The organism is Maricurvus nonylphenolicus (assembly GCF_042854845.1).
GTDB classification, from domain to species: Bacteria; Pseudomonadota; Gammaproteobacteria; order Pseudomonadales; family Cellvibrionaceae; genus Maricurvus; species Maricurvus nonylphenolicus.
Map to the genome: position 1 here is coordinate 3,056,170 of NZ_AP031498.1, position 22,093 is coordinate 3,078,262.

20 protein-coding genes, 2 tRNA genes and 1 pseudogene are annotated in these 22,093 nt (G+C 40.9%); 4 read left to right on the top strand and 19 right to left on the bottom strand.

What is annotated here, in order from left to right; genetic code table 11:
• Positions 1 to 8: 8 nt before the first annotated feature.
• The 4 genes from purK to ACGHZ6_RS13400 form a co-directional block, all read right to left on the bottom strand.
• Positions 9 to 1,109, bottom strand: a complete 1,101-nt coding sequence (gene purK / locus ACGHZ6_RS13385) for a 5-(carboxyamino)imidazole ribonucleotide synthase (RefSeq protein ID WP_390614465.1) — start codon at positions 1,107 to 1,109, stop codon at positions 9 to 11.
• Positions 1,110 to 1,238: 129 nt separating this feature from the next.
• Entirely contained in the window at positions 1,239 to 1,739 is a 501-nt protein-coding gene (gene purE / locus ACGHZ6_RS13390; protein ID WP_390614466.1) for a 5-(carboxyamino)imidazole ribonucleotide mutase, read from the bottom strand.
• A gap of 121 nt (positions 1,740 to 1,860) precedes the next feature.
• Positions 1,861 to 1,937: transfer RNA gene (locus tag ACGHZ6_RS13395), tRNA-Val, on the bottom strand.
• Positions 1,938 to 2,052: 115 nt separating this feature from the next.
• Complete coding sequence (locus ACGHZ6_RS13400) at positions 2,053 to 2,826, bottom strand: hypothetical protein (RefSeq protein ID WP_390614467.1); 774 nt, start codon at positions 2,824 to 2,826, stop codon at positions 2,053 to 2,055.
• Between the two features lie 266 nt (positions 2,827 to 3,092).
• Between ACGHZ6_RS13400 and ACGHZ6_RS13405 the strand changes: the two genes are divergently transcribed.
• Together ACGHZ6_RS13405 and ACGHZ6_RS13410 are read left to right on the top strand one after the other, a co-directional pair.
• Positions 3,093 to 3,168, top strand: a tRNA-Asn gene (locus tag ACGHZ6_RS13405).
• 118 nt (positions 3,169 to 3,286) lie between these two features.
• Positions 3,287 to 5,187, top strand: a pseudogene (locus ACGHZ6_RS13410) (polysaccharide biosynthesis protein).
• On the opposite strand, the gene ACGHZ6_RS13415 reads toward ACGHZ6_RS13410, so the two are convergent.
• The 15 genes from ACGHZ6_RS13415 to ACGHZ6_RS13485 form a co-directional block, all read right to left on the bottom strand.
• The gene (locus ACGHZ6_RS13415) at positions 5,177 to 5,719 is read right to left on the bottom strand and encodes an acyltransferase (RefSeq protein ID WP_390614468.1); all 543 of its coding nucleotides are present in this window, start codon (positions 5,717 to 5,719) and stop codon (positions 5,177 to 5,179) included. The pseudogene ACGHZ6_RS13410 and the gene ACGHZ6_RS13415 sit on opposite strands and share 11 nt — an antisense overlap.
• Positions 5,720 to 5,724: 5 nt before the next feature.
• Positions 5,725 to 6,942, bottom strand: a complete 1,218-nt coding sequence (locus ACGHZ6_RS13420; protein ID WP_390614469.1) for a hypothetical protein — start codon at positions 6,940 to 6,942, stop codon at positions 5,725 to 5,727.
• A gap of 23 nt (positions 6,943 to 6,965) precedes the next feature.
• Positions 6,966 to 8,135, bottom strand: coding sequence for a DegT/DnrJ/EryC1/StrS family aminotransferase (locus tag ACGHZ6_RS13425; RefSeq protein WP_390614470.1), 1,170 nt, complete (start codon positions 8,133 to 8,135; stop codon positions 6,966 to 6,968).
• Between the two features lie 5 nt (positions 8,136 to 8,140).
• Positions 8,141 to 8,773 (bottom strand): acetyltransferase, encoded by a 633-nt coding sequence (locus tag ACGHZ6_RS13430; protein WP_390614471.1) that lies wholly within the window; start codon positions 8,771 to 8,773, stop codon positions 8,141 to 8,143.
• Entirely contained in the window at positions 8,770 to 9,363 is a 594-nt protein-coding gene (locus tag ACGHZ6_RS13435) for a sugar transferase (protein WP_390614472.1), read from the bottom strand. Before ACGHZ6_RS13435 ends, ACGHZ6_RS13430 begins: the two co-directional genes overlap by 4 nt.
• Before the next feature lie 58 nt (positions 9,364 to 9,421).
• Positions 9,422 to 9,991, bottom strand: a complete 570-nt coding sequence (locus ACGHZ6_RS13440; protein WP_390614473.1) for a sugar transferase — start codon at positions 9,989 to 9,991, stop codon at positions 9,422 to 9,424.
• Positions 9,992 to 10,012: 21 nt separating this feature from the next.
• Positions 10,013 to 10,924, bottom strand: a complete 912-nt coding sequence (locus tag ACGHZ6_RS13445; RefSeq protein WP_390614474.1) for an NAD-dependent epimerase/dehydratase family protein — start codon at positions 10,922 to 10,924, stop codon at positions 10,013 to 10,015.
• A gap of 2 nt (positions 10,925 to 10,926) precedes the next feature.
• Positions 10,927 to 11,745 (bottom strand): glycosyltransferase family 2 protein, encoded by an 819-nt coding sequence (locus ACGHZ6_RS13450; protein WP_390614475.1) that lies wholly within the window; start codon positions 11,743 to 11,745, stop codon positions 10,927 to 10,929.
• Positions 11,746 to 11,843: 98 nt separating this feature from the next.
• Positions 11,844 to 12,362, bottom strand: a complete 519-nt coding sequence (locus ACGHZ6_RS13455) for a GDP-mannose mannosyl hydrolase (RefSeq protein WP_390614476.1) — start codon at positions 12,360 to 12,362, stop codon at positions 11,844 to 11,846.
• Positions 12,323 to 13,285, bottom strand: coding sequence for a GDP-L-fucose synthase family protein (locus ACGHZ6_RS13460; protein ID WP_390614477.1), 963 nt, complete (start codon positions 13,283 to 13,285; stop codon positions 12,323 to 12,325). The genes ACGHZ6_RS13455 and ACGHZ6_RS13460 overlap by 40 nt, the downstream gene beginning before the upstream one ends.
• Before the next feature lie 3 nt (positions 13,286 to 13,288).
• A complete protein-coding gene (gene gmd, locus ACGHZ6_RS13465) occupies positions 13,289 to 14,413 on the bottom strand; it encodes a GDP-mannose 4,6-dehydratase (RefSeq protein WP_390619166.1) in 1,125 nt (374 codons plus the stop codon).
• A gap of 327 nt (positions 14,414 to 14,740) precedes the next feature.
• The gene (locus ACGHZ6_RS13470; RefSeq protein ID WP_390614478.1) at positions 14,741 to 16,681 is read right to left on the bottom strand and encodes a hypothetical protein; all 1,941 of its coding nucleotides are present in this window, start codon (positions 16,679 to 16,681) and stop codon (positions 14,741 to 14,743) included.
• A gap of 48 nt (positions 16,682 to 16,729) precedes the next feature.
• Positions 16,730 to 18,175: a hypothetical protein gene (locus ACGHZ6_RS13475; RefSeq protein WP_390614479.1), complete on the bottom strand. Its 1,446-nt coding sequence runs from the start codon at positions 18,173 to 18,175 to the stop codon at positions 16,730 to 16,732.
• The gene (locus tag ACGHZ6_RS13480) at positions 18,172 to 18,801 is read right to left on the bottom strand and encodes a hypothetical protein (protein ID WP_390614480.1); all 630 of its coding nucleotides are present in this window, start codon (positions 18,799 to 18,801) and stop codon (positions 18,172 to 18,174) included. The genes ACGHZ6_RS13475 and ACGHZ6_RS13480 overlap by 4 nt, the downstream gene beginning before the upstream one ends.
• Positions 18,802 to 18,887: 86 nt before the next feature.
• Positions 18,888 to 19,739: a class I SAM-dependent methyltransferase gene (locus ACGHZ6_RS13485; protein WP_390614481.1), complete on the bottom strand. Its 852-nt coding sequence runs from the start codon at positions 19,737 to 19,739 to the stop codon at positions 18,888 to 18,890.
• 164 nt (positions 19,740 to 19,903) lie between these two features.
• Here ACGHZ6_RS13485 and ACGHZ6_RS13490 point away from each other — a divergent pair, with 164 nt between their 5' ends.
• On the top strand, positions 19,904 to 20,821 hold the full coding sequence (locus tag ACGHZ6_RS13490; protein WP_390614482.1) for a glycosyltransferase family 2 protein: 918 nt from the start codon (positions 19,904 to 19,906) through the stop codon (positions 20,819 to 20,821).
• Between the two features lie 12 nt (positions 20,822 to 20,833).
• On the top strand, positions 20,834 to 22,084 hold the full coding sequence (locus tag ACGHZ6_RS13495) for an oligosaccharide flippase family protein (protein WP_390614483.1): 1,251 nt from the start codon (positions 20,834 to 20,836) through the stop codon (positions 22,082 to 22,084).
• Positions 22,085 to 22,093: the final 9 nt, after the last annotated feature.

The window sequence follows — 22,093 nt, forward strand, 5'->3', positions numbered from 1 at the left end:
GAGGGATATTAGCGACTGGCGTCGTCGAGATTGGCCAGCGCCCAATCCAGAATCTGGCCGTAGCGCTCAGGCAAATACTGGCGCAACGCCTCCAGAGGCTCTTCCAAATGGCCAACATGGTCGCGAGTAAAGTTGATATGCCCTACTTTACGGCCTGGACGCACCTCTTTGCCGTACCAGTACGGCTCTGAGCCTGGAATTGACCACCAACGCTTGTCGTAATCGGTGCCCAGCAGGTTGATCATCACACTTTGGTTTTTAACACGCGGTTGCACCAACGGCAAACCGGTAATCGCACGCACATGGCTTTCAAACTGACTTACACTTGCGCCAGCTTGAGTCCAATGAGCGGTGTTATGAACGCGAGGCGCCAACTCATTAATCATCAACTTATCGCCAACACGGAAGCACTCCATGGCCATCACGCCAACATAATTAAGCTCTTCCATCAGCTTGCCCAGCATAGCTTCGGCCTGGGACTGAAGATGCTTAATACGATCCAGCGGTGCAATAGAAGCGGTCAACACACCATCAACCTGCAGCGTAAGCGCCAGTGGATAGAAGAACACCTCACCGCCCTCGCCACGTACACCGACCAGAGACACCTCCTCATCGAAGTTAATGCCCTGCTCTACGATGGCTTCGTTACGCCAATCATCTGGAATTTGTGTACTTTCTGCCTCTTTAAGCCAAAATTGACCCTTGCCGTCATAACCACCAGTGCGGCGCTTCATCAAAGCACGCCCACCAAAACGCTGGTAGACCTCTTCAGCACTTAGCGCATCATCAACCAGGCACCAAGGTGAAGTAGAAAGCGACAGGCCATCCATCAGCTGCTTTTGGGTAAAACGATCCGCCAAACGACCAAAGACATCGCGATTAACAAAGTTAGGATGAGCCGCTAAAGCTTCAGTTACCGGCGTATCCGGCCACAGCTCACGCTCGGCCGTCACAATATCATCCGGCTGCAGATCAGGAACCACACCGGATTCGATATCCACCGGTTCAATATCCACATCCAACGGCATAGCAGCATGGGCCAACATGGCACCCAACTGACCGTGACCTAAAACCCAGACTTTATTCATGACAACTTCGTTATGCGACATTAATACTCACTCCAACCCCGCAACCTGTCATTGCGAGGAGCGCCAGCGACGCGGCAATCCATTGTTAGCACAAGCAATAATCATCATCACAAGCTGGATCGCCACGCTGCGCTCGCGATGACAAAAGAATTAAACCCGCGGATCCGGACCATCCAAAATGGTTTTGGTCTGCTCTTCACGGAAAGCATCAATACGTGCCGCCAAATCAGCATCGCTATTAGCCAAAATCTGCGCCGCCATCAGGCCAGCATTAAACGCACCCGCACCACCAATGGCCAAAGTACCCACAGAAACACCACGTGGCATCTGCACAATAGAAAGAAGACTGTCCTGACCGCTCAGCGCTTTACTCTGCACAGGCACACCCAGCACAGGCAAACGGGTTTTGGACGCAGCCATACCCGGCAAATGCGCAGCACCACCAGCACCAGCCACAATCACCTCAAAGCCGTTATCCACCGCAGAACCGGCAAACTCCATCAACTTATCCGGGGTACGATGGGCAGAAACCACCTCAACATGATAGGCCACACCCAGTTTATCCAGGATATCGGCAGCTTCTTTCATGGTGGGCCAATCGCTCTTGGACCCCATAATAATGGCAACTTTAGGCTTATCAGTCGCAGCCATAGCAATTCTCACTCTTCATATAATGGAAAGCCCGGTTTTGAGCCATCCCAAACGAAAAAACCCGCCATACAGCGGGTATTTTACGGGTAAACGTCGTCAAACACGCCATTTACTACAAATGTGGTAGGACTACCCAGATTTGAACTGGGGACCTCTACCATGTCAAGGTAGCGCTCTAACCAACTGAGCTATAGTCCTAAAGTCTTTCTATATCATGGGGTTAGCGCTTGTTTTTAGGTTAACCCCTGAAAGAGGCGCGTACTTTATCAGGGGTTGTTTTGGCTGGCAAGTCCTAGCCCACTGATAATTTGGCCTACTCTTGCCTGGCACGGTAGTTTTTAACTGCGTGGCGAATAAAGACAACAAAAAGACCCAGAATACCACCCAAAACAATAGACACAGTCCATATCAATTTAGGCCTAGGTGATATAGGGGTCACAGGTTCAACAGCGGGCTTAACAATATTGATACCTTTAAACCCGTCAACCATCTGAAGCTGCGATACACGCGCCTTAAGCAAAACCAGCCCTTTCTGCAATTCAGCTCGGGCTGTCGGCTCAGCCAACCTCACGAAATCGGACTTTAATTGTTGCTCCAAAGCACTTACCTGCCCTCCTAAGAGCTCTATATAAGCCCCCTTAAAACGCTCCACGGCTTCTCCAGATACAGCTTCCAACAATTGATTTAGCTGCCCTGCAACCCTTTGTGGGTTTAATGTATCGATTGACACAGTATAAAGCTTATTGCTCTTGCGAATACTCAGTGGAAGATTTTCAGCCAACACACGCTCCTGAAACCCCTTATCATTTATAAGAGACTTGGCCTGCTCAGCAAACTCAGAAAGCGCGCCCCCCCCAAGCACAACATGCAAATAACGCAACTCAATTTCAGAAGCTATCACAAAGCCAGCACTCACACGAAAAACCTTAGGCTTTTGCGACAACCATAAAGCCGACGCGAGAAACGTTAATGAAATAGCACCTGCAACCAACCATTTACCAGCCCAAATAATTGCAAACAACCTCACCAAATCAACCTCATCATCCTGATATCGAGAAACCGGCTCTGCCGGAAACGGCTGGTTCATATAATCCCCCACAACCTAACTCTAATTACCTTTACATCCATAAGTGTGCCGACAACACCAAGTTGTTACATAGGCGCTATCCTCGAAAAGCTACTCTACCCCACCCCTAGCAAACGCGCAAATGTAAGACGCACATAAAAACATCAAAAAGTGCTTATAAATCAGCCAGTTAATTTATTTATTTTTTTAAAAATAAGGGTTGACGCCAACCAACCACGGCTATAATATACGCGCCATCTTAAGCCACAGCGCAAGAGACAACCAATTCCGCCTTAGCTCAGTTGGTAGAGCAAATGACTGTTAATCATTGGGTCGCTGGTTCGAGCCCAGCAGGCGGAGCCAAACACGAAAGCCGACGTGAAAACGTCGGCTTTTTTTTTACTCATTAATAGCTAATGAAAAAGGATAGCAACTCAGCTATCCTAGCCAACAAATCAACTAGGCAAGGGACAACAAATCCATGCTGTCTAACCTATTAGACGCCAACAGGTCTACAAAACGCCTTATATCGGTTGTATACGATCTAACTGCACTACTGATTGCCTTATACCTCAGCCTCTCTTTACGCTATGGACAGCTTATCCTCCCAATAAGTGCAGAGATAGCCGCATGCTTTGCTGCCACAGTTTTTACTGCGGCTGTTATCTTCAGCAAGCTGAAGCTTTATAAAATCATTATTCGCTATGATCAGGACAGCGCCTTACAAACCCTAGCCATTGGCCTATCAACTGCTGCCATAATCTACAGCACAAGCAGCTTTTTTTTAAGGGCTGACATACCTCGCTCATCCCCCATCATTTTCTTTATTTGCGCGATGGGCCTACTCTCAATGCCAAGGCTATTAACAAAGCGGGCCTCCAAATACGAACGGCAGGCAAGCAGAAACAACGATCAAGAAAGAATTAAGTCTGTCATAGTTTATGGTGCAGGACACAGCGGTTATGAACTAGCCCAAAACCTGGCCTCCTCCACAAGATTCAAAGTTGTCGCCTTTGTAGATGACAACAAGAAGCTTTCAGGCAGCAGGCTATATGGTATTCCAATTCATAAGTCGACAAAACTTAACCGTTTAACAGAACGGCATAGTGTTAATACCGTTCTACTTGCTCTAGGAAAGGCAACTCGCTCACAGCGAGCAGCCATTATTCAAAAACTAGAAAGCGAGCACTTAAACACGCTATCTATCCCCCCCATCGAAGAAGTTATCAATGGTAACGCCCAGATTGGCGATTTAAAACCTGTTGCAATTGAAGACCTTCTCGGGAGAGACCCAGTACCACCACAACCAGAACTAATGTCATCCTGCATTAGAGGGAAGTCAGTCATGGTAACTGGTGCAGGAGGCTCAATTGGCAGCGAACTTTGCAGACAAATATTAAAACAGGAACCAAGCCAGCTGATACTTTTTGAGCTTAATGAGTTCAACCTCTACTCTATTGAGCAAGAACTAATAAAAGAGCTAGGACAGTATACAACAAAGACAACTGTGATCCCTGTGATTGGTAGCATTCTGGATGCAACACTACTCGAAAGCATTGTAAGCCAATATAGAATTCAAACCATATACCACGCGGCAGCCTACAAACACGTCCCATTGGTGGAAGCCAATATTTGTCAGGGCATTAATAATAATGTTATAGGTACTTACACGTGTGCAAAGGCTGCCATCCAAAGCAATGTGGAATCCTTTATCTTAGTTTCAACAGACAAAGCAGTACGCCCCACCAACATAATGGGCGCTTCAAAGCGCTTGGCTGAATTAGTATTACAAGGACTAGCAGTACAAGAAACCTGCACAAAATTCACCATGGTGCGTTTTGGCAATGTGTTAGGATCATCTGGCTCGGTTGTGCCGTTATTTAAAAAACAAATTAAAGAAAATGGCCCAATCACGGTTACTCACCCCGACATTATTCGCTACTTTATGACCATCCCGAAGCAGCAGAACTCGTTATTCAAGCAGGCGCACTAGGAAAAGGCGGTGACGTATTAATACTAGACATGGGTGATCCAGTAAGAATTGCAGACCTAGCCAAGAAAATGGTCCACCTATCGGGGCTAGAAGTTAAATCTGCAGAAACACCAGATGGTGATATTGAAATAAAGTATACAGGCCTCAGACCAGGCGAGAAGCTCTACGAAGAATTGCTTATTGGTGACAACACCTTCAAGACCCAACACCCTAGAATTCTACGCGCAGAAGAACAACTCTCGCCATGGGAAAATATACAAACAATCCTGAACCAGCTGAAATATGCTTGTGAAAATCAGCAACAAGAAGAAGCTAGAAAGATACTTCTCCAAGCGCCAACCGAATACGCACCTCAAAAGAAAAGAATACAAAGCGATGCTATTTGTTAGAAAGGACCTCTGGTAACTCAGGCATGTCGCCCAGACTAACACTGCCTCTATGGCCTATAACTTTTGCAGGCATTCCAGCTACAATTGAAAAATCAGAAACACTTTTAGTTACTACTGAAGCAGCAGCCACCACAGCTCCGACTCCTATTTCTCCATCACAGAGGATGTAAGCTCCTGCTCCAATAAAAGCACCCTTCTGGATTGTGATCTTTCCAACTCGAAAGGCATGATCTTCATAGGAAGGATCATAAAAATGAGTCAAGATCACCGCCCCTTGAGTAATCATCACATTTGGTTCGATGGTAATATTTTCAGGGAAAACCCCATCGAGCACCACCCCCTTCCCAATAAAAACTGAGCGCGCATCCGGGATGTTTACCCCCATCAAACGATATAGAAACACCTTAAAACCAGAAGAAAGGGGAACATAATCTATCAATAACCTCAAAAAATTATTTCGTAAAAGCTTAACACTCTTAAAGTATGACCCTTTACGAGTTTTTCGCGCTGAATAGTACACAGAATCCTTCACACCTTTTACTCACCAACTCTCGAATAAACTTTAACCGCACAAAAGACCATCAAAAGAAAAATCACTACTTCTGCAACCACCTTTGACAGCATAATAACAAATGCTCCCTGCCCATCAAAGTAAAATAAAGCAACAAGAAAAACGGAAAAACCAAAAAAGTATGAGAGAAATATCAACTTTGTATAGCCAAAGACTCGAAAAGCGGAACCTAAAACCTTGTGATAAATACCAAGAAGTAAAGAAAGTAACTGCAAAAAAACTAATGGATAGAGATGAGAGAAAGATCCTCCATAAATCAACACCAACAATTCTTCAGAGAAAAAGGTCATCAAACCGAGCAAGGGGGCAAGCATAACAGATAGGAACACGGCTGCACGAAAGAGCATCACCCAGACTGTAGTCGAATCTGATATAGCTAATAACTTCCCTGCCTTGACAGGCAAGATATTATCAAGCGATTGATAAACTATATTTAATGGACCCACTAAGTTTTGAGAGGCACGTATTGCGCCGGCCATTTGCCCACCACAAAGCAACAAAAAACCCTGCAAATTAAACCACTCTAAGAGACCTACTGGAAGCATATGCCGCCCCTGCCCCCAATGGAGCCTAAGAAGCTCCCAGACTCCACCAAACTTAAACATTGGAGCCCAACCAAAACAATAAGAGACGACAACAGGCAGAAGAGAGGATAGGGCCAAAGCCACAAGACTTAACTCTATAGATAATTTCCCCAGAAAGATAAAATAAATAAAAAAAACGGCCAGAACTAATATTCGAGAAACACTATAGAACAATGCCCCCACAGGATTGTCAATAGCATACAAATACCTTCTATACCACTCTCCAATAGGAACCCCTGCAAGAGCTAACGCTAAAGGTATAATCGACCACTTCAAGGGAAAAAGAAGAAAAAATAAAAGTGAAACCACAACGGAAAAGCTAAATATTCCAAATGCCCCAATAAACTGCAGACAACTTAACTGCCCTAGATAGTGCTCGCGGGAAGCTTTAGACTGGAAGGATGACACCATTGTCATCATTGGGACTGAGAATACGGCACCATGAATATAACTAGCCAGTATCACCAAGACAAAGCAAAGAGAAAACACTCCAAAAGATTCTAAACCTAGCTCCCGGGCCAAAAGAATCATCAGAGCAAAGTTTGTTAGACTAACAACCCCTTGCTCAGCGAAAGCTAACAAATGCCTTAGACGCGTCAAAACTTAACCCTTGATAGCTGCCATTATTTACTGGCAGCCTGAAATACTTTTGACACAACCCTTATAGTTTTTTCTATCTCGGCTTCGGTTAAGGTTGGATGCACAAGAAACATAAGACTTGTTTCACCCAGTTCTTTAGAGACTGGATAACGCTTTGAAGGATTCAACTTCAAATCAACAAAAACTTTTTCTCGATAAATTTCAGGACAAACTCCCTGATAGCAAGGAACCCCTTCATTAACGATTTCACGGACGAGGCGGTCTCTATCCCACCCCGCCATCAATACATCTGGTTTAACAAAAACATACAGCTTGTAATGAGCACACCCATCAGGAAAAACAGGAACTCTAATAGCATCCAAATCAGAGAAAGCAGAAAGTAACTTTTCAGCATTGAAGGTACGGCTGGCGTGCCAGTCTGGCATTCGAGATAGTTGTATCCGTCCAATGGCAGCCTGCATCTCTGTCATTCGCCCATTGGTGCCCAAAGTCTCATGGAGCCAGCGAAATCCCTCAGGATGACTTTTGTTATAAACAGTATCCCATGACTTACCATGATCCTTGTAGGCCCATACCTTCTCCCAGAGTGAACGCACATTGGTAGTTACCATTCCTCCTTCACCACCAGTAGTCATGATTTTATCCTGGCAAAAAGACCATGCGCCGATGTGACCAATTGAACCTACAGGCATGCCTTTATACTTTGCACCGTGAGCCTGAGCACAATCTTCAACAACAGCCAAACCATGCTCTTGGGCTAGCGACATTATGGGATCCATATCACAAGGCCAACCTGAAAGATGGACACAAATGATCGCTGCAGTTTTAGGCGTTATAAGTGGCTTCAAAGTCTCGGCAGTAACATTTTGGGAATTACGATCCACGTCAGAAAAAACAGGTTTCGCACCGGCATTAAGTATACTCGTTGCCGAAGCTAGAAATGTTCTCGACGTAACGATTACCTCATCCCCCTCTCCTACCCCCAAAGCTGCTAGAGCAACATCCAAAGCTACCGTACCATTAGATACTGCCACAGCAAATTTGGTGGAACAGAAATCAGCAAATTCCTGCTCAAAAGCGCGGCATTCAGAACCCGTCCAATAGTTAACCTTATTAGACAGTAAGACGTTCTGTACAGCATCGGCCTCTTCTTGAGTAAAACACGGCCAGGGAGAAAATGAGGTGCCTAACATGTAAATTAATCCTGCTTTATAACACGTGCCGGAATACCGACAACAGTTGAGTTTGGTGGTATATCAGATATCACAGCTGCTCCAGCCCCTATTACGACTTCACTTCCAATACAAATATTTTCTATAACACTAGAACCAATACCAACCCATCCACAGCTCTCGATATGCACACCTCCGGCTATTCTGGCGCCTGGACAAACATGAGTAAAATCACCTAGAACACAATCATGATCCACAGACGCTCCAGTATTTACAATTACCCCTCTGCCAACAGTTGAACCAATATTGATAACTGCTCCTGCCAGACAGGCGCTTCCCTGCCCAATGACGACATTTCTAGCGACTATTGCAGACGGATGGATGATACTCGTTATCGGCGCACCTAAACTCTCTAGCCTAATCAACAAATTCGAACGTAGTCGATTACTACCAACAGCAACAAAAATGCCCTGAAATGACTCAACATACTTTTCTAGATCTTGGAAAGCTCCAACGACATTCCAATCATTGAGATTGGAGAAGGTTGGCCAGCGATCATCGAGAAAGCTAACACTTTTCCAACCAGACAGTAATGCTGCATCAGCTACTACTTTGCCATGCCCACCAGCGCCTAAAATTAGCAAGTGCCCAAGACTCATTGATTCCCCTTAAACTTTTCGGCAGTCACATGGCCCTTGGAAGAGATCCCCTCTCGACGGAACACCTTAAAGAGCGTCATGGTTAAAATTTTAACATCCAGTAAAATTGAACAATTATCTACGTACCACACGTCCAAACGAAACTTCTCTTCCCATGAAATAGCATTTCTACCATTAACTTGTGCCCAACCGGTAATTCCGGGGCGAACCTCATGTCGCCGAGCCTGTTGAGTATTATAAAGTGGGAGATATTCCATCAGTAGGGGCCTAGGCCCAACTAAACTCATATCACCCTTAAGCACATTGTATAGTTCTGGCAACTCATCCAAGCTAGTGGCCCTTAGGAACCTACCAAAACGGGTTAATCTTTCATCATCAGGAAGTAGGTTGCCATCTATATCATACAGCTCAAGCATTGAGCAAAATTTAACCATACCGAAAGGCTCTCCACCTTTTCCTGGACGGGTTTGTTTAAATATAACATTCCCCCTTAAAAAGAATTTACAACTTAAAGCCAATACAAGCATGAGCGGAAAGGTAGCTATCAAGCCAACAAAAGAAAAGCAAATATCAAATAAACGTTTACTCACAAGTCCTTCCTATTGCGGTGTTAAGTTGTGGCATAGAAAATGGAAAGAAAACTTAATATCAGTGGTCCTTTCTAATTCTATCCCCAGACCCGCTACCTAAGGCTGTCATAAGAATATATTTAAAGTAATTGCAAACAGACATTGTCTCTATCATTTTTTGATCAGTTTCAGCAAGAAGCTTGGGGCTTGACATATCTATTGCATTAATTTGAGACAACCCAGTGATACCTGGTAAAGCACTGTAGATATTGCGAGAATCTCGTTCACCAATCAATGCGTGTTGATTAAACAAATTAGGCCGAGGCCCAACTAAACTCATTTCTCCTCGTAAAACATTTATCAACTGCGGTAATTCATCAATTTTGGTTTTTCGTAAAAAAGCACCGTACGTCGTAATTGAATCATGACTCGCCAAATGGGTAGCAACACTTTTAGTATCCAAAACCATTGTTCTGAATTTAATTAATGTAAATGGCCGCTTCCCTTTGCCCATTCTAGTTTGACAAAAAATAGGGGAACCTGTATCGAAATAACCTATACAAGCAACAATTAAAAACACAGGGAACCCTAGAACCAGAGCCGAAAAAGCAATAACTACATCAAAAGCACGAATAAAGAAATAAGTCATCTGAGAAATTCTTATGAAATGTCAATCATTTAATTTAGATAAAGAATCATCTATTGAATATGGAGCCTTCCAGCCAAGCAGCTTATGAGCCTTTGATGAATCGACCTCTAAGCTCCAAAGAAGTTGTTGAACCTCTGCCGATCTACCCAGCAGAGCAGCGCCCATAAGGAACAAAAACTTTGGAATTGGAATGTTATAAATACGCTTACCCAAACCTTTGGCTATAGAATAAGTTAAATCTTTTATTGAAATTGATGTATCTTCCGCAATACAAAATATTTGGTTTGCAGCCTCTTCCCTCTCCAAACAAACCACTAAGAAATCAGCCAAATTTTGAACTGATATCACATTACGTTTATTAGTACACAAACCAAAAGGAAGTACAGGCAAACTATGAACCAAACGCATCAGCTTTCTGAAATTTCCCGGAGCCCCTTTACCGTATACTAAAGGAGGCCTAACAACCACTACCTCTAAATCCTCAGCGCGGGTTAAATCAAGCAAGGCCTTCTCTGCTTTAAGTTTAGACAGCGCATACTCTGAATGAGGGCAAGGAATATCATTTTCATTAAAAGGTTTAACGCTATTGTTACCGTGAACGCCGATAGAGCTAACGAAAACAAAACGTTTCACACCTGCCTCAATCGCCATATTTGCAAGATTTAGTGTTGCATCAACATTTACACGTTCAACAAGAGTTGGATTAGTAGACTTATTATGAGCCACAGCTGCCAAATGGATTATGGCATCAACCCCTGTCAAATGCTTCAACCAGTTTTCATCTTCTAAATCACATTCAATAATATTTGAACTAACTTTATCTCCGGGACTAAGGCTTCTTACATGTTCTAAAACAACATGATCCAATTTCAATCTCATAGAAACTTCACGACCTATAAAACCTTTAGCCCCAGTAACTAGCACCTTCATCATTTCTACCTTACAAACCATCTTAAAGCTAAAGTGGAAATTTTATAAGGCAGCTTTAGCATCACCAAAAAAATATTAGTGTAAATCCCATTTTCACGGCATGCTCTTACAATTTCGAAGTTTTGATGCACCCTCCCCCAAAGCCCACGGGAGCTAACCCCCCCTTCCCTCATTTTTATAGAGATAAATGGTAACCTAACCATATTTAACTCATTCGTAGCCATTCTCGTAATCAACTCAAAATCTGCAGCCACTCTGTAATCTGTTTTATAATGGCCATAATCCTCATAAAACTTTTTACGTAGATAGAATGTGGGATGAGGTAGCATTACACCATATCGAATCAACGCTCTCGAAAAGACTTTCGAACTATATAAGCGAGTAGCTTTAGTTAAATCCTTTTCAGCAACGTATATCAAATCAGAAAACACTGCATCAACCCCACCAACAAATCCATTAGCTACTTTTGAAATAACATTATCATCAGCAAAAACATCATCTGAATTCAAAATTCCAATCACATCCCCAGTTGCTATGGATATCCCCTTATTCATTGCATCATAAAGACCTTTATCTCGCTCACTAATATGTGCATTTACAATATGACTATAATTACGCACAATTTCATTAGTTCTATCCGTCGACAAACCGTCAACAACAATATACTCAATATCAGGATATGTTTGCGATTCAACGGACTTAAGAGTGTCCTCTATAGTACTTTCACAATTTAAGCAAACTGTAATTATTGATATTTTCATTTTAAAAATTTCAGATAACAACCAAAAATACAGAACCAAGAAATCTGAGACATAGATATTCAAAGACTACATAGTTCTAGTGTTAACCCCAGGGTTGATAGCCTAGCCCCTGCTCAATGAACGCGCCCATAGTAGCTTAAAGAAAACACCAAAACTGTAATCTAACTTAGAATTATATTATCAGCTTGTTTATTTTCTTGGAAATACCATTTACTATGGCTATGTACTTCCATATCATTCAACAGTTCTAGTTTAGTAAACCAACGATATTCACTATGCTGATCTAATGGTAATTTATTCAACAGGCACTCAAGATGCACCTCGTAACAAAGAACAACATAGTGTGTTGAAAAACCGGTACCGGCAAAGTTATCATCATAAAAATGCTGATAAACTCCCAAAAACGCGGTCTTTATTTCTGAAGAGGAAACATCTAATTCTGAACCAAGAATCCTAGAAAAGGCATGATTCACTTCCTCCCCCTTGAATATCCTTCCTCCCGGAACAAACCAAAAACCTTGAGCGGGCGGATTAACGCGCTTTCCTAGAAGGATTCGACCTATTGAGTCCTTTACAACTAAGTCAACAGAAATTAACGGCGTTGACTTTACGACTTCTCTGAAAGAATCAACAGATAACATTAACTCATCCGGTACGATTTCTGGTTTTTCAAAAACCAAGCATATGCACTAGCTATACCCTCCTCCAAGGAGGTACTGGCACACCAGCCTAGGGACTTTAAACGATCAACATTCATAAGCTTCCGAGGGGCCCCGTCAGGCTTACTGGTGTCGAAGCTAATATCTCCGTCGTATCCAACAACCGTAGCAATTGTTTCAACTAAATCACGAATACTACAATCTTCTCCCGTACCGACATTAATATGACTTAACATCGGCTCAGTATTCATATCATATACTTCAGTAGGCAAACCCATTACATAAATAGATGCTGAGGCCATATCATCGACGTATAAAAATTCTCTCATGGGTTTGCCACTACCCCATGCAACTACCGCCGGAAATTTCTGCTGTTTGGCTTCGTGAAAGCGACGAATAAGGCCAGGAATCACATGACTATTTTCAGGATGAAAGTTATCGTTTGGACCATAAAGATTTGTTGGCATTACAGAGCGGTAATCCCGCCCATATTGGCGGTTATAGCTTTCACATAATTTTATTCCTGCAATTTTTGCAATAGCATATGGTTCATTTGTTGGTTCTAAAACACCAGTTAATAAAGCCGATTCACCCATGGGCTGAGAAGCAAATTTTGGATATATGCAGGAGGACCCTAAAAAAAGAAGATTTTGAACATCGGCCTGGTGAGCGGAATGAATTACATTGCATTCTATCATCAAGTTTTCATATATGAACTCAGCTGGATATGTATTATTGGCGACAATTCCACCAACTTTTGCAGCTGAAATATACACCTCATCAATAGACTCTGAAGAGAAAAAATCTTTAACAGCCTTTTGATCAGTCAAATCAAGCTCTTTTGAAGTACGAGTAATTAATTCAACATCACCTTTCAGCTTGAGCTGACGTAAAATAGCAGAACCAACCATACCTTTATGGCCTGCAACAAATACTTTTCTCATAAATCAGCTCTCTAGTGTGACATTAACATCAAAACCATTAGCTTTTAATATTGCATGCTGTTTAGCCTTCTCCAAATCGTGAGATACCATTTCAGCACACATCTCCTCTACAGATATTTCTGGTTCCCAACCAAGCTTATCCTTAGCCTTAGACGGATCTCCCAGCAAAGTCTCAACTTCTGCGGGCCGAAAATATCTAGGATCAATTCTTACAATAATATCCCCTTCATTTAGAGCATCACAAAAAGCGCCTGAAATATCATCAACAATTCCAACTTCATCAATGCCTTGCCCCTCAAAACGTAATGTAATCCCCAACTCTTTAGCAGACATAGAAACAAACTCACGTACAGAAATTTGCTTGCCTGTGGCAATAACGAAGTCATCTGCCGCATCTTGCTGAAGCATCATCCATTGCATTCTCACATAATCTTTTGCATGCCCCCAATCACGCAGAGCATCCATATTTCCTAAATACAAGCACTTTTCTAAACCTTGAGAAATATTAGCTAAAGCTCGTGTAATTTTTCGGGTTACAAATGTTTCTCCTCGACGAGGCGATTCATGATTAAAGAGAATGCCATTACAGGCATACATCCCATAAGACTCTCGAAAATTTACAGTAATCCAATATGCGTACATTTTTGCAACAGCATAAGGAGAACGAGGATGGAAAGGCGTAGTTTCCTTTTGAGGCGTTTCTTGAACTTCTCCAAATAACTCAGAAGTAGAGGCCTGATAAAATCGGGTTGTTTTTTCCATTCCCAAAAAGCGTATAGCTTCAAGCAAGCGTAAAGTTCCCAATGCATCTACGTCAGCAGTATACTCCGGAGACTCAAATGATACCGCCACATGAGATTGAGCTCCTAAATTATAGATCTCATCAGGGCATACCTCCTTAATTATCCTTGTTAGATTGGAGCTATCTGTTAAGTCGCCATAATGTAAGAAGAACATTGGATTCTCTTCATGACTATCCTGATAAATATGATCAATACGTTGAGTATTAAGTGATGACGCACGACGTTTAATGCCATGAACCTCATATCCCTTATCCAATAGGAATTCAGCTAAATAAGAACCGTCTTGTCCCGTCACACCTGTAATTAATGCTACCTTCTTCAAGATTACTCCTCAAAATTAATACGCCCCCACTGAAACAGGAAGCCCACAGCAAAAGGTCTCAGAGACCTGTATTTCTTGTACCTGAAACCCAAACAAATAAACTAAATTGTATGAAGTATTTCCGAGAAATCTATAAAGGTAATTGTTTACAAACCATTAAAGAACCCCAGAATTAGCCCCAGATGTAACACATCCCCCTCGCCAGACGCATACAACAATAATGAATCAGACGACATGCTTTTCAGGCACACAACACTAATACATCAACTGAAAGCAGCCATCAAGCTAACAGCCTAAAAATCAATCAAAATCGTAAATTAATCAGTTCAACTAATCAAATAAAACTGGAGAATAAATAGCTTCCGCACGCTCAACACTATTGATAACTTCATCTATATCAACTCCGATTAAACTACAGTATTCAATAATCTCTTCCCATCTCGGCCTATTCTCTTGTTCTATCAAGCGAAGCGCATCGGTCCTGCTAAGTTTATTTTCGCGAATTTGGTTACTACGCAATGTATCGTTTTCTGTCAACCCAGCCAATTCATCATAAATATAGTTATAAAACGGAGCGGTTCCATCACCGATCCTCCATGTACTGCTATAATCGCTTCTGGTTTCCCAGCCGTATTCACCAATTAGCACATCGTTTATGGTTTTCTCATCCCAGCTTTCATACTCGAAAAGGTAAAGGTAATCCTGCTTAATAAAATAATACGCAACAAATGCACGCAAACTGTCAAGTAGTGACTGATTTAAATATCTTGGGTTGCTTGCTACCTTAGTTATATAAAAAAGGGCTAACTGAGCTTTTTTCATCCAATTCATCCTATAGTGCCATCCATCGCCACGATAAGGATTAACCCCAGCAAAACCAGACTTAAAATCCGTGCGCTCCAGCGGGCTCATGGAAAAAATCATTAAGCTCAAACCAAGCTCTTTTTGAAGTCGGTTAGCATGAACAAAAAACTCTTTATCACCCGCCATAAATAAAGGCACCATGCCCAGCTCTGGCTTTTTAAGCCAAGCATTTACATTTTTCCTAACATTTTTTCTTTTTGTTTTAAAATCTGCAGCAACCCATATATGTTCTACACCTAACTTCTCACACATTCTTGCTTGATTTCGCCTCGCCAGAGGAGTAACAACCCCCCAGTCATAGGTGAAAGCTATAGGATTCATCCCATATTTCTTCTTAAGCAAATGCAGTCCGTAACAACTATCTCTCCCACCGCTTAATGCAACTATGCAATCAGGCTCGGTTTTTCTTTTATATTTATTAAGCCGCTGACGTAAAGCTTCCTCGCCTGAAACTACTGACGGCTTATAAGTCAAACAATAATTACAAATACCCTGATCATTAAATTTAATAAACGGCATGGTTTCGGGTAAAACACACTTAAGGCAACGTTTAATTTCATTCTTCGCCTTTCGTTTTCTTTCAACATTGCCATCAACTACCCTAATAGATTTTCGGGAGAAAGCAGAAAATTCACCCTTCGAAAATTTATTACATTCACGTACTATAAACCCCTTATCATCAGGACCTATGTTGACACATATACTATTTCCGGGTTTTATGGCTTGAATATCAAATCTTTCATTGCCAACTAACTTACTAATAAAACTTCTTTGGAGATATGACTTTTCTGAACACAAAACAGCATAATCTGAAGCCTCACCAATTAAAGCATATAAAGATCCTGTATTGGTATAACCAACCAAGACATCACGATCAGAAAAACCTAACAAAAGGTTATTTTCACCCTCCAGACCGCTAAAAATCTCATTAAACGAAGACTCTACATCAGCCTGAGAACTAATTTTTGAATTGATATCTGACAATAAAAGTTCAGTATCAGACTTATACTTAACCCCAAGCTCATTCGGTTCTGAGAATTTATTAAGAACTAAACCATTATGTGACACAACCAACCCTTCACTAACTAATGGTTGATGTTGGCTTTTTAACTGAGAAAGGCCATGCGTAGCCAGTCTTGTATGCCCAAGTATAGTTATGCCCCCCTCATCCCTATATACTTCCTTAGCTTTATTAATAAACTTCTTGTAGTTAGACGTTTTTACAAAATTCTTTGCAGATTGCGACTCACGTAGATTAAAGATTTCACCATCGGAAATTAAACAGACACCTGTTGCATCTTTTCCTCTAGACTCAGATGCAAGCAGCAGCCCCGTCAAAGTCTGCTCAAGTTTATCTTCAAATTTAATATCATAGCGCCTTAACACAAGACCTAGAATCGCACACATTCCACTTCCCCAATATCACAAATAAGCTGCCCACAAAAAAATTATAATTTATTCCGGCATCAATTTTTTTCTTAACTCAACGAAAGAATCTAAAATCAGGAGTGATACTACAGGTAGAACATGGAGGAACATTCTATTTGCAGAGTCACCAAGCCCTGTACGGAATGGCATATCTCTCACCACAGGCATTGACAACACCAAAAGAGAAAATATAACCAACAGTTTATGTTCTACCTTTATAGTTTGGGATAACACTAATGAAAAAGTAAAAACCGTGATAGCAACAAACCATGTACTCCCCCAAAAGCCATCACCACCAAACAAATTGGCATACAAACTGCGCAGGCTATGAATGTAGACCTCTTCATTAAAAACAAACCCAAAAAATTGTCCACACAGTAAAAAAATTACTAAAAGCAGAAAATTATATTTTAAAATAATCTCGTTATAATCTAATAAATATATCCCTGCCAGCACAACAGGAACAAGAACATGCAACAAAATCATTAACAAAATAATTCTTTCAGAAAGAACAACCCCAGATGCATCAGAACCATTTAGTAGTAAGAAACTCAGGTAAAAAACTATAGCTGCCGAGCTGACCGTCACCACCTTAAGAACCCAGCCAGCTCGATCTCGAAAGCGCTCTGCAAACAACAAAATCATTGCAAGAGAAATAAACGCTCCTTCATGCCTTGACATTGAAACACCAACAACCGTTACGACAACAAAAAAGCCGACTTCATTCTGCTCTCGCCCTTCATTTATCCCACGAGACAGGACAACAACGAAGAGCAAGAGAAAGACAGCAACTAAAGAATGGTGATTTAGATAGAAGAAGTTATAGACCGAAAGCTCAGAAGAAAATGTAAAAAATACAACTAAAAATGAAATACCAAGACTTGATGGCAAGCTATACTTAGCACTCCGAAGTTTCTCATATGAAAATGCAGCCAATGCAAAGAACAACGAGATCGACGCGGCCAAAGGAAGAGAGGAAAAGCTCTCAAGATTAGCGCCATCAAATTCAAACGAAGTGAGAGGAAGCACAATGGGCCAACCCCAAAGATACCAACGCCCCAAATCAGTTACTCCACCCTCCCCCTCAGAAATTAAAAAACTCATATAGGAGATAATAAGAGAGTCTCCAGAAATAATGACCTCAGGAAAAAGCATACAGGCAACATATGCTACTACCAACAACATTACTGGCAAATAAAGTGACTTCACATCCAGAAGATGAAGCAAAGGAGCCTTCGGCCCATGGACACCTCCACACGAAAAAATAGAGCATGCAGCAAGAAGGGCAATAGAAGTAATCAAAACACCGAAAAAATTAAGAGAGAGATCAAGCATCAAAAGCAAAATGCATGCAAAGCACCAAAATACAGCCCCAATAGGCATGGAAAGAATGATGGACTGACTGCGTAATACGAGAGGTCGCACAGCCAATACACAAGAAACCCCAATCAGCAACAGGACAAATAAACTCATTTGACTAATCCCCCAACGGAAACCAAACAATCAGGGACAATAAAGTATTCGCCATCAGACTCCACAAAGTACAAACGATCCGGTTTGATTTCCCCACCACAGAAAAACAGTGAAATAAACGTCTCACGTCCCTTCGTCATTCTGGAGTATTCTCGAGGAAGGTAGACAGCTGGCCTATATTCAAAGCGTTGTACTTGACCTTTTTCCAACAATTGCAATTCAGTAACATCAAATTCAATATTTTCATTAACCGACGTAGATATACCAGATATTTTTTTTAAATGAACAGCAGAAATTATATCTAAACTAGCAACCTCTAAAACCAACCCTCTATAATGCTTTCGCAAAGTTACATAGATACCTAGACCAGCTCCAGGCTTTTCATAGGTCATACAATACTGGATAGATTTAGAGCACAAAAACCTTGTGATATATTTATGGCTTTTAATGAGTTTTTTTACATTAGCATGTCCGCCCCAAGCAAGCACAAAAACTAAAGCAAGCGCCAATATGAGAAAAAAACCTGTTTTCCTCTTAACGAAACCATTAAAAGAACTATCGCTTAAGACACTAAACAATTTTAAGAATCCCTGGCAGCTTTTATCTTGAGGATCAAAACCAGACACACTCGCCTAACTCTAAAAATTCAACACGAATTTAATTTTTTTAAAAAAGGCATCCCTGAGAACCACTCATCAGAATCACGCGCGCACTATTGATCACATTTTTTTCTTGCCACAACATATAAAATGTCCCCCCCAAATACATAAATTGGAATTTTCCCGAGAATTGATTTTTTAGCTTTGCTTACAACTCTCTCAAGAAGGTTTGAATGAAACTTTCTATTCAACTTGTATAATAAAAATGCAAGATTAGTAAACTTTCCTTTTGTAGCAACATGCTCAACTTGAAAGCCATTTAACACTAAAAACTTATGGATACTATCGATAGTAAAAAAGCTAAGATGTTCTGGAGGAGTCATAAATGCCCATCGAGCTTTAAATAATTTCGACCAAAGTGATGCATAATTAGGTGTAGAAATTATCAGCTTCCCATCCATTGCCATTAGTCGCCTTACCTTGGCAATTTCACCGACCGGATCATTCAAATGTTCGATAACATCCCACATCGTTATTACATCAAAATAGTTATCACACCCGGTATCGAAACGGTCTAATTCAAAAAAACGTTCAGCCAAATCTGGATAAGTATCCCTACAAATTGAAATCGCTTCCCGCGAAAGATCCGCCCCATAACTTTCATAGCTTTCACTGCATCTGAAAACAAAGGAGCCCAGTGCACACCCATAATCCAGCAATCTTCCGCCCTTATCTATGGAATTTTTCAAATATGCATTTCGTCGCTCATATTCCTTTCGCTCAGCATAATCATCGATATACTTTCCCTGATCGAAATAACCTGCTGAATATAAGTCATCAAGGACATCCTGCTCAGGAATGTAGCGAACCTGAGCAAAACCACAACTCCTACATTCATCAATTGTATGATTATCTACTGCGAACTTAGTAATCAAATTGTTTTGAAAACAGGCACGACACGACACGACACGATCCCCATTAAATCCAATAAAATACTATACCATATTGCATATAGTTTTGTTAAAATAACGTCTAATATTCCTTATAAAAATCCAAATCCCCCCTCTTGAAATGGTCATTTTTCGATCAGTCAAATAAATATAATCGACATCAACTGTTAGGAGTCGAAATGGACGACTACAAGGGTCTCTCAATCATTATTCCCGCGTATAACGAAGAATCTTCTATAGCACAAGTATTAAATGAGCTTGTTGCCTGCTTTACCCAAGCGGAAATAATAGTCGTAGATGATGGAAGCACTGATAAAACCCTCCAGATCATCAAGGGGGCTATAAAGCAGAGCCCCCAAATTCAACTACTCCAGCATAGATATAACCGTGGCTATGGTTCGGCACTAAAAACAGGTATGTTAAAATCTTCGAATGAGTATATTGCATGGTTTGACTCAGACGGCGAAATGAACGTAGAAGATTTGAAAGCAATGTACCAAAAAATCTTGTCAACCAATACTGCCGCGGTGATTGGAAAAAGAAACCGCCAGTCCCCTAGCACCATTACTCGGCGTGTAGGCAAAACCTTTATCAGGGGGCTAGCCTACGCCTTAAACATAAAAGGTAGTTACGATTTGAATTGTGGCCTCAGGATTTTTCGTTCTGAAGTTATTAAAAAATACTTATCAATTCTTCCAAATCAGTTTAGTGCCAGTATGACTTCAACAATTTTACTCTTGGAAAGAGGTTACCCAATAGAGTTCTATCCAGTAAAAATGGGGAGACGTATAGGTACAAGCACAGTTCGAATTAAAGATGGATTTCAAGCAGCAGTTAAAGTTTTACAACTAATCACTTTATTTGCCCCAATACGGCTATACTTTGTCCCTGGACTTTTTATTTTAATCATGGGCGTAATCTACGGATCTTGGGTTACTTTTTCTGAGGGAACAGGATTTCCAACTGCAGGAATATTGGCAACGCTGACTGGATTCATGTGTTGTGTACTGGGATTGATTGCTGATCATGTTAGTCATTTACGACTTGATGGCATGGATTTGAACGCTGTCATAATTGAGAAAATAAACTCAAAATAAAAAGGCTCACAAATGCTTAAGGGGCTCCCTGTTGGCTATATATCTGTCGGTATATTTGCAGTCTCTGGTTTATTAATTAATGTTATTATCGCCAATTCATATGGTGCTGCTGGCCTTGGAACATTTGCTCAAACCCTTGCTATCTACTTAGTATTTGGTCAATTAGTAACAGGCTCATTGCATATATCGATAGTAAAAGATTCTGCAATTAATGTTGGTAATATCGAGTCGATAAATAAAATCATTGCCACAGTGCTAACCATAGTTACTACCATTACCATTCCAATAGCTTTATTACTCTTTTTTCTTGCACAACCAATTTCAATTATTCTCGACAGCAACAGCATTTATCAAAATATTCAGATAGTATCAATATCGCTATTCCCTTTTGCGTTAAACAAGATACTCTTAGGCATCTTGAATGGATTAAATAAAGTACGCACCTATCACAGCTGCCAAATTATAAAACACTTATCTTTAGCTGCTTCTACAATTATTATATGCGGATCAGACAGCGAAATAGAGAACATAGCTATTACGTTTCTAATTTCTGAACTAATTACTCTATTAGCAATCCTTATCAATTACCGCAACATATTAATTAAAGATCACTTTTTAATTGATTCAGCTTGGGCTAAAAGATTTTTTTCCTACTTAAAAGATGGATATACAGCAAGCTTGTACCCAGAATTAAATCTCCGTGTGGACCTACTTATCATTGGATTATTCTTATCTGATACAAGTGTAGGCATATACAGTATATCTCAAGCAATCTACGAAGGTGTATCGACCTTACTCTCGATATATAGAGTAAACGTAAACTCAATTTTTGCACGACTAGTAAACAACAATTTAGAAGAAGTAAGAAACATTATTAGCAAAACTGCAAGACAAGTTTATCCGCTAATGTTTGCTATGCTTACGATATCATTATTATTTTACGAGAACATTATTACAATTATATTTTCAGATACTAGAATAGTGGGGAGTTTCTGTGCGACTCACATCTTACTTCTAAGTACATTAATAGTATGCGGCTTAGTGCCTTTCAATCACTTCTTACTGCATATTGGCGAAATAAAATTATACCGTACGCTTCAACGAAATATTTTTCTTCTTAACACCACATTAAATATTATACTTATTAATACCAATGGTATAGAAGGAGCCGCAATGGCAACCGGACTATCACTTATTGTTGGTGAAGTATATTGGTATCGAAAGTTTAGAAAAAAAAATAAACAGTTCGACCCAAGTCCTTAATTATTTGAG